This is a genomic window from Nonomuraea antimicrobica, from assembly GCF_039536965.1.
GTDB lineage: Bacteria > Actinomycetota > Actinomycetes > Streptosporangiales > Streptosporangiaceae > Nonomuraea > Nonomuraea antimicrobica.
The window spans coordinates 1-8,545 of sequence record NZ_BAAAZP010000177.1 but is presented as its reverse complement, the minus strand read 5'-3'; the positions used below and the strand labels follow the sequence as shown (position 1 = coordinate 8,545).

Here is an 8,545-nt window from a genome sequence, read left to right as displayed (position 1 = left end):
GCGGTGAGTTCGTCGGCGGTGAGTTCGTCGGCCAGGACCCAGGCGGCGGCCATCGCCATCGACGCCCCGTGACCGGCGAACAGCGACACCGCCTGGCACGCGTCGCCCACGAGCACGATCCGCCCGCGGTGCCAGCCCTCCAGCTCCACCTGCGTCACCAGGTCGTGGTAGAGCTCGGGCGGGCCGGGGCAGCGCGACAGCGCCTCGGGCAGGATCCAGCCGAGCCTGCCGAAATGGCGGCGCAGGTCGGCGACCGGGTCGTCGGGCAGGGTGGAGTCGGGCTCACGGCGCAGGAACAGCAGGGCGAGCCGGTCGTCGCGCAGCGCGTACGCACCGGCCATCAGACCGGGCTCGGTGAGCATCTGGTACCGGGTGCCGACCCGGCGGCTCAGCCCGGCGTCGGTCACGACGCAGGCGGCGACCTGGTGACCGAGGTAACGCGGCGTCACCCGGCCGAACGCCAGCTCACGCACCCGGGAGCGGGCGCCGTCCGCGCCCACGAGCAGGTCGGCCTCGCGGGTCGTGCCGTCGCTCAGCCGCACCGACACCCCGCCGGGGTGCTGGTCCGCGGCCTCGACCGTGGTGCCGTACGTGATGGGGGAGCGCACGTCGTCGGCGACGGCCCTGGCCAGGTCGCCGCGGAGCAGGCTGATCACCCCCTCCAAGCCGGACGTCAGCGTCAGGTGGCTGGTGCGGCGGCCGTCACGGTCGACGTAGCTCAGCTCGTTGAGCGGGTAGCGGGCCTCGCGCAGCCGGGGGAGGAGCCCCATCCGCCCGGCGACCTCGTGGCCGGGGCCGTAGAAGTCGATCATGTAGCCGCCGTCGCGGAACGCCGCCGCCCGCTCGACCAGCTCCACCTCCCAACCGGCGCGTTCGAGATGCCAGGCCAGCGTCAGCCCGGCGATGCCGGCGCCGCAGATCAGTGCCTTCACGACGGTTCCGCCCTCCTCAGGTTGGGGCTCGGGTCGTCGCCCGGTGTGGGGCCGAACATGGCGCGCAGCGGACCGGCCAGCGTCGCGAGATCCAGACCGGGGTCAAGGGCGCGGTGCAGCATGATCCCGTCGACCGCTGCCGCCAGCATCGCGGCCGCGGCTCCCGCGTCACCCCGGTAACCGCGCTCGACCAGCCAGTACGCCACGGAGGCACGGAACCGCACGATCTGCTCCCCGAGCTGCTCGCGCAGCTCCGGCAGCCGGGTCGAGGCCAGGAACATCTCGACCACCAGCAGCGAGGCCGGGTCGGTGCCGCTGTGCCTCGACAGCTCGCCCAGCAGCCACTCGACTCCCTCCTCGATGCCGGGCCGCCCGCGCAGCTCCACGGCGAGACGCCCGAGCAACCCCTCGGTGAAGCCGAGCCCGGCGGCGACGAGCAGGTCGGTGACGGAGGCGAAGTGGTAGTGCACCACACCCGGCGCCACCCCGGCCCGCTCGGGCGATGTCCCCGCCACCAGATCGGCACCGGGCCGGATCAGCCGCCGACGTGGATGCCGGGGCGGCGGGCCGGGTCGGGCTCGCCGGCGCGGATGATCTCCCGTACGACCGGGGCCGTGTCACCGCGTCCGAGGATGAGGTAGCGGAGCAGGTGCGTCAGCGGCGCCCCCTCCGCCCACTCGAAGTAGCAGTGCGGGCGCACCCCGGTGGCGTCGCGCAGGGCCAGCAGGATGGCGGCGATGGCGTTCGGCGCGGCCGGGCTCTCGGCCCGCAGCACGCGGTGCCCGTCCACCTCGACGCCGCGTACCCGCAGCACGTCGCTGAACGTGGACGGGTCGATGACGTCGATCTCCAGGAACAACACGTCGGCCTGCCCGGGGACCGGGTTCATGCCGCGCTGCTCGGCCTCCTTGGCGGCGTACTCGGCCACGTCGCCCGACTGGCGGCGGTTGGCGATGAGGTTGAGCGCCCCGTCGTGGGCGAGCGAGTCGGCCACGAACCGCCGCGCCGCCGCGTCGAACTCGATCCGGTCGGCCCGCAGCTCCGTCGTACGCGAGACCCGCGAGATCAGCGAGATCACGATGATGCCGACGATGAACAGCGCGGAGATGGCGATCCCGTCGGGCTTCTCCCTGATGTTCTCCGCCAGCGCGTACACCAGCACGAGGGTCAGCACCGCGAACCCCACGGTGGCCCACCGCTGCCTCTTGCGGACGGCGGAGATCGTCACCGCGACCGCGCCGGAGACCATCATGGCCAGGATCCCGGTGGCGTACGCGCCCGCCTGGGCGTCCACGTCCGCGTCGAAGGCGATCGTGAGGACCACGCAGATGCCCGTGTAGACGAGCACCACCGGACGCACGGCACGCCCCCATTCGGGCGCCATGCCGTAGGAGGGCAGATAACGCGGCACGATGTTGATCAGCCCGGCCATCGCGGAGGCGCCCGCGAACCACAGGATGAGGATCGTGCTGATGTCGTACGCCGTGCCGAACACCTCGCCGAGCCGCTCGTGCGCCAGGTACGCCAGTGCCCTGCCGTTGGCCTCCCCACCCGGCCGGAACTCCGCGACCGGGATGAGCACGGTCGTCACGAAGCTGGTGGCGATCAGGTAGACGCTCATGATGAGCGCGGCCGCGGTGAGCAGCTTGCGGGTGTTGCGGATGCGCGAGCGCAGCCGTTCCTCGCGACCACGGCCCTCGGCCGCGACCAGCGGCATCATGCTGACGCCCGTCTCGAACCCCGACAGCCCCAGCACCAGCAGCGGGAAGGCGAGCACCGCCGGCCAGAGCAGCCCGGCCGCCCCGCCGCCGCCCTGCCCGCTCGCCAGCGCGTCGGTCCACCGCGACAGCGCCGCCGGGTCGCCCAGCACCTCGGTCAACCCCACGACCACGACCACGGCGTTCAGCCCGAGGAAGAGCGCCACGAGCGGGATCGCCACCCCGACCGCCTCGGTGAAGCCGAGCAGGAACACCCCGCCGAGCACCACCAGCAGCACCACCGTGATCGCCACCGCGTGCCCGTGCAGGAAGCCGGGGGCGTACGGGTTCTCCAGGATGTGGACCGAGGCGTCGGCCGCCGACAGCGTGATCGTGACGATCCACGACGTGGCCACGAACCCCAGCAGCACCAGCACGAAGAGCTTGCCGCGCCAGAACGGCAGCAGCCGCTCCAGCATCGCCACCGACCCCTGCCCGTGCGGGCTCTCCTTGGCCACCCTGCGGTACATCGGCAGCATGCCCAGCAGCGTCAGCGCCACGATGAGCAGCGTGGCCAGCGGCGACAGGGCCCCGGCCGCCAGGGCGGCGATGCCGGGCAGGTAGGCCAGGGTGGAGAAGTAGTCGACGCCGGTCAGGCACATGACCTTCCACCACGACTGAGGCTCGGCGTGGCCCTCCGCCGACTCAGGGCCGACCGGCTGGACCCGGTGCTGCAGCAGCCAGCGCGTCAGGGCGCTCGGCGGGGCCGCCGGCCGGGCCGGGCTCTCGACCACTTCGGGGATGGCCGGCCCACCGCTAGCGCTCACCGGATCTTCCTCTCCTTGCGCGAACGGTGACCACCCTAGCCGGATGTGGACCGGTTGCCGCCGGGCCCGTACGTTGTGCGCCGGTTACTCGGGGTCGGCGGTCAGGACGACGGTGCCCAGGTAGCCGTCACCCTGCTTGGTGACCTTCAGCAGCACGCCGTCGCGGAAGTCCTCGTCCCCCTGGTTGAACGTGTCCCGCCGCCCCTCCCGCCCCGAGTACGGCGGCCTGGACAGCACCTCGGCGTTGAGCGCGTCGTCGAACATGAGCTGCGTGCTCAGCACCCGCCTGTCGCTGATGTGCACCATGACGTGGATGTGCACCGTCCTGCCCCGGTACCAGCCCGGCCAGATGGTGGTGAACTCGACGACGCCCGCGCCGTTGGCCGCCTGGGCGCCGCGCAGGTAGCGCTTGTTGTCGGCGGGCTTCAGGTCGGTCCAGTCGGACTTGCCGTTCTCCGCCGTCGTGCTCGGGGCGGCGACGACGCCGTGCTTGGAGACCTTCTCCGCGCCGGAGTAGAGCCCGGCCGCGTCGCATTGCCAGATCTCGACCACCGCGCCGGGCAGCGGCCGGCACGTCCGGCTGTCCTGGACCCTGACGGCCAGGTCCAGCCGCACGCCCGGCCGGTCCTCGCGGATGTCGCGGCGGACCAGGTCGGAGTCGAAGTAGAAGGGGCCCTTCGTCGCGCTCGGCGTCAGAGCGCAGGCCGGGGCCCCGGCGAAACGGGAGTCGGCCAGTGCCGTGGCCCTGACTCCAGGGCCTGAGGCGGAGATGAGGCTGCCGAGCCCGAGCGAGCTGATTCCGGTGATCAGCCGTCGCCGGCTCACCCGCCGGCCTTCGTGATCGTGTCCCACTGGAGTTCCTTCGAGGTCAGTACGTACCTTCCGAACCTTTCATGATCCGGACGGCTTTCCTCGGAGGCGCGGCCCGCGAGCCTGCCGGTGCGCCGGCGGGGTGTCGCCTCGCGTGCACCGGCCCTTGACGTCACCGGCCCTTGACGTCACAGGTAACGCGGGCGCAACATCTCCTGGGTCAGGAGTAGTTCCTTTTTCACTTTTAGTGACGGAGCACGGCGCAATCAGGCAAGCTGCTGTCACACCGGCAGCCGATGGGTGGCGATCACGATGGCGAAGTGGCAGGCAGGCAACCTCCCACCGGAGCTGACGAGCCTGATCGGCCGCCGGAGCGAGCTTGACCAGGTGCGCAGGGCCTGCCGGCGGTCGCGGCTGGTGACGCTCACGGGCGCGGGCGGGGTCGGCAAGTCGCGGCTGGCGTTGCGGGCCGCGGCCGAGCTGCGGCCCGAGTTTGGCGGCGGGGCCTGGCTGGTCGAGCTGTCCCCGCTGGACGACGGCAGGCTGCTGCCGCACGCGATCGCCGAGGCGCTGCGGCTCACCGACCGGACCACCCGCCCCATGGTCGAGGTGCTGGCCGAGCACCTGTCAGGGCGGGAGATGCTGATCGTCCTCGACGCCTGCGAACACCTGGCGGGCGCCTGCGCCGGCACGATCGGGGCGCTGCTCGACGCCGTCCCGGGGCTGCGCGTGCTGGCCACCGGCCGCCGCCCGCTGGAGGCACCGGGCGAGCTGGTGTACGAGGTCGGGCCGCTGCCGGTCCCGTCACCCGGCCCGGCGATGCTCGCGGGTGGCGACGCGGTGGCGCTGCTGGCCGAGCGCGCCGCCGAGACCGTGCCCGGCTTCGACCTCGCCGACGCGGACCAGGAGGTCGTCGTACGCCTGTGCCGCCGGCTCGAGGGCGTCCCGCTGGCCATCGAGCTGGCCGCGGCGCGGCTGCGTGAGCTGCCCATCGCGTACCTGGCCGACCGGCTCGACGAACGGTCCGCCGCCCAGGAGGACGCCCCTGTCCCGGCCGGTGCGGCGGGCCCGTCGTGGCACCGGGCGCTGCGTACCGTGGTCGGGTGGAGCCACGAGCTGTGCGAACCGGCCGAGCGCCTGCTCTGGGCGCGCCTGTCGGTGTTCGCGGGTGACTTCGACGCCGAGGCCGTGCGCCAGGTGTGCGCCGACGACCTCTTAACCGGGGCGGACATCGGGCTGCTGCTCGACGCGCTGGCCGACGAGTCGATCCTGACCTGGCTGCCCACCGGCGCGGGCGAGCGCTACCGGATGCTCGACGCGCTGCGTGAGTACGGCGCGTCGCGGTTGCGCGATCTCGGCGAGGAAGAGCGGTTCAGGCGGCGCCACCACGAGCACTACCTCGCGCTGGCCGCCAAGGGCGCCGCCGGCTGGCTCGGCCCCGGCCAGATCTCCTGGTACGACCGGATGATCGGCGAGTACGACAACCTGCGCGCCGCCCTGGCGACGGCGCTTACCGCCGGGGACGGCCGGGCGGCCCTGGAACTGGCCGGGACGCTGGCGTTCTTCTGGTACGGCTGCGGCTACGCCAAGGAGGGCCGCCACTACCTGGCCCAGGCCCTGGCCCTCGACACCCGGCCGGGCCCGGCGCTCGCGCAGGCGTTGTGGGCGGACGGCCTGCTGGCCGCCACGCAGGGTGACGCCGACGGCGCCGAGGCCAGGGCCGCGCAGATCGAGCTGGCCGTCTCCGCCGACGACGACCACGCGGCCGGGTGCGTCAGCGCGCTCAGGGCGTCGGCCGGGGTGATCCGCGGCGACCTGCTCCAGGCGATGGCCGAGTCGGAGCGCGCCTGCCGCGCCCCGCGGGGCGACGATCCGCTCACCATCGCCCGGCTGCTGGCCCTGCTGTGCCGGGGCCACGCGCTCATCGCGGACGGCCGTACCGACGACGCCGTCGCCGTGCTGGAGGACCTGCGCTCGCTGTGCGACCGGCGCGGCGAGCAGGCGATGCGCGCCCACGGCGACCTCCTGCGCGGCCGGGCCGAGCTGGACGGCGGACGCCTCGACGTGGCCGTCGCGTTCGGGCAGGAGGCACTGCGCGTCAAGCGGCGGCTGCACGACAGCTTCGGCATCGGCCTGGCCGTCGACCTGCTCGCCCTGGCGGCGGGCGCGGCCGGGCGGGCCTACCGGGCGGCCCGGCTGCTCGGGCTGGCGCAGCGGATCTGGAGCGTCCACGGCCAGGCGCAGGCGAGCGCGCCCGCGTGGGTGGCGGCCAGGAAGGCGTGCGAGGAGGAGGCCCGCGACCTCCTCGGTGACAACGCCTACCAGGTGGCCTTTCTGACGGGGTTTGACAGCGCCGTCGACGCGGGCATCGCGTACGCGCTGGAGCCGCAGGGCGAGGGCCTGCACAACGGCGGCCCTTTTATGTGACCGCGCCGGTCGGGGCGCGCGGTCGGGGCGTGCGGGCCGGGGTGGGCTGTCGTTTCCGTACAAGACCCGGGGGGCGCCTTGCCCCTAATGTCCCTGCGGAGGGGAGGGCACGACTCGTCCGCCTCGTACCGATGACTCTGGTTACGTGAGGAACAACATCGATGGCAAAGATCATTTCCAGCTTCTTCATCTCGGTGGACGGCGTGGTGGAGCGGCCCGACCAGTGGCACTTCCCGTACTGGAGCGACGAGATGGGCGCCGTGGTCGAGGCGGGGGTGTCGACCGCGGCGGGCTTCCTGATGGGCCGCACGCTGTACGACGAGTGGGCGGCGTACTGGCCGACCGCCGAAAGCGACCCCGACATCGCCAAGACGTTCAACGAGTCCCGCAAGTTCGTCCTGTCGAACACCCTGAAGAAGGCGGACTGGGCCAACACCACCGTCATCACCGGCGACGTCGCCGCCCAACTGCGCGAGCTGAAGGAGGAGCTCGAAGGCGACCTGCAGATGTCCGGCTCGGCGACCACCATGCGCTGGCTGCTGGCCAACGGGCTGCTCGACGAGCTGAACCTGCTCGTCCACCCGATCGTCGTCGGCCGCGGGCAGCGGCTGTTCGAGGACGAGCCGACGCACCCGCTGAAGCTGACCAGGTCGGACACGTTCGCGACCGGCGTGCTCCACCTGTCCTACGTCCCGGCCGAGAGCTGACAGCAGGTGGACCGGGCCACGCCGCGCTCGGCCCGGTCCGCCCCGTCTACCGCGCCGACCCGTCGCAGAACACCTCCTTGACGAGCCGGTCCAGCACCTTCGGAAACTCCTTCATCCCCAATGACCTCGCGGCGTCGTCCACATAGGTGATCGAGGCGGTCAGGGTCCTGCTGCCGTCGGGTGAGCTGTACATCAGCGCCCCGAAGCCGTGCGGCGGGCTGCCGTTGTGCTGGACGACGGTGCCGCAGCCCGGGCCCAGGTCCTGCACGAACAGCCCGAGACCGTAGCCGAGCTTCCCGTACGGCTCGCGCATCTCGGCCAGCAGCCCGGCGGGCACGAGCTCGCCGCCCATCAGCGCGGAGACGAACGTCTGGAGATCCTGGGTGGTCGAGATCATGTCACCGGCGCCGGCCAGCAGGGAGAGGTTCTGCCGGGAGACGTCGACCGTCTTCCACTGGCCGGCGTCCTGATGGCGGTAGTAGCCGTGGGCGTGCGGCCCGGGGAGCTGTGTCCGGTCGCCCGGAACTGAGGTGCCCTTCAGCCCGAGCGGCCGCAGGATCCGCCGCTGCATCTCCTCGGCGTACGAGCGGCCGGTGACCTTCTCGATCAGCAGCAGGGCCAGCGTGTAGTTGGTGTTGGTGTAGTTCTGGTCCGTTCCCGGCGCGAACCTTGGCGGCTTGGACAGCGCCAGCCGTACCAGCTCCTCCGGCCGGTAGGTCTTGAACCGGTTGCCCAGCCACTCGTCGCCCGTGGCGGGAATCCCCGGCACGTACGTCCCGTCGGGGTCGAAATCGCCGGTGTAGTTGAACAACCCGCTGGTGTGCCGCAGCAGCATCCGTACGGTGATCCGCCGGTCCAGCCCGAACTCGGGCAGGTGGTCGGCCACCGGATCGTCCAGGCCGATCGCGCCCTCGGCGACCAGTTGCAATACCAGGGTCGCGGTGAAGGTCTTGGTGACGCTGCCGACCCAGAACCGCCCGTTCGTCGGCGGTTCGGCGCTCTGGCCCAGCTTGCTCACCCCGGCGCTGCCGACCCACTCACCCCGCTGATCGTGCACGCGCACCTGCACCCCGGTGAAACCGGCGTCGACGAACTCCTGGACGGCCTGCTGCAGCTCCGGACGATCCTGCCCGGCAGCGGCCCTG

7 protein-coding genes are annotated in these 8,545 nt (G+C 72.4%); 2 read left to right on the top strand and 5 right to left on the bottom strand.

The features are described 5' to 3' along the window. The 4 genes from ABD844_RS41370 to ABD844_RS41355 all read right to left on the bottom strand — a co-directional run. On the bottom strand, positions 1-932 hold a 932-nt coding region (locus tag ABD844_RS41370), incomplete at its 3' end, for an FAD-dependent oxidoreductase (protein ID WP_344891238.1). Further along, entirely contained in the window at positions 929-1,447 is a 519-nt protein-coding gene (locus ABD844_RS41365) for a TetR/AcrR family transcriptional regulator (protein ID WP_344891235.1), read from the bottom strand. The genes ABD844_RS41365 and ABD844_RS41370, both read right to left, overlap by 4 nt. A 20-nt stretch (positions 1,448-1,467) precedes the next feature. Then, positions 1,468-3,456 (bottom strand): APC family permease, encoded by a 1,989-nt coding sequence (locus ABD844_RS41360; RefSeq protein WP_344891232.1) that lies wholly within the window; start codon positions 3,454-3,456, stop codon positions 1,468-1,470. Between the two features lie 84 nt (positions 3,457-3,540). After that, positions 3,541-4,308 carry a dioxygenase family protein gene (locus tag ABD844_RS41355; protein ID WP_344891229.1) on the bottom strand — a complete coding sequence of 256 codons (768 nt, stop codon included), beginning with the start codon at positions 4,306-4,308 and terminating at the stop codon, positions 3,541-3,543. A 270-nt stretch (positions 4,309-4,578) separates the two neighbouring features. Between ABD844_RS41355 and ABD844_RS41350 the strand changes: the two genes are divergently transcribed. Together ABD844_RS41350 and ABD844_RS41345 are read left to right on the top strand one after the other, a co-directional pair. Beyond that, the gene (locus ABD844_RS41350) at positions 4,579-6,693 is read left to right on the top strand and encodes an ATP-binding protein (protein WP_344891226.1); all 2,115 of its coding nucleotides are present in this window, start codon (positions 4,579-4,581) and stop codon (positions 6,691-6,693) included. A gap of 161 nt (positions 6,694-6,854) precedes the next feature. Further along, positions 6,855-7,400: a dihydrofolate reductase family protein gene (locus tag ABD844_RS41345; RefSeq protein ID WP_344891224.1), complete on the top strand. Its 546-nt coding sequence runs from the start codon at positions 6,855-6,857 to the stop codon at positions 7,398-7,400. Positions 7,401-7,446: 46 nt separating this feature from the next. Here ABD844_RS41345 and ABD844_RS41340 read toward each other — a convergent pair. Beyond that, positions 7,447-8,545 (bottom strand): serine hydrolase domain-containing protein (locus ABD844_RS41340; protein ID WP_344891221.1); only part of this gene is annotated, 1,099 nt, incomplete at its 5' end.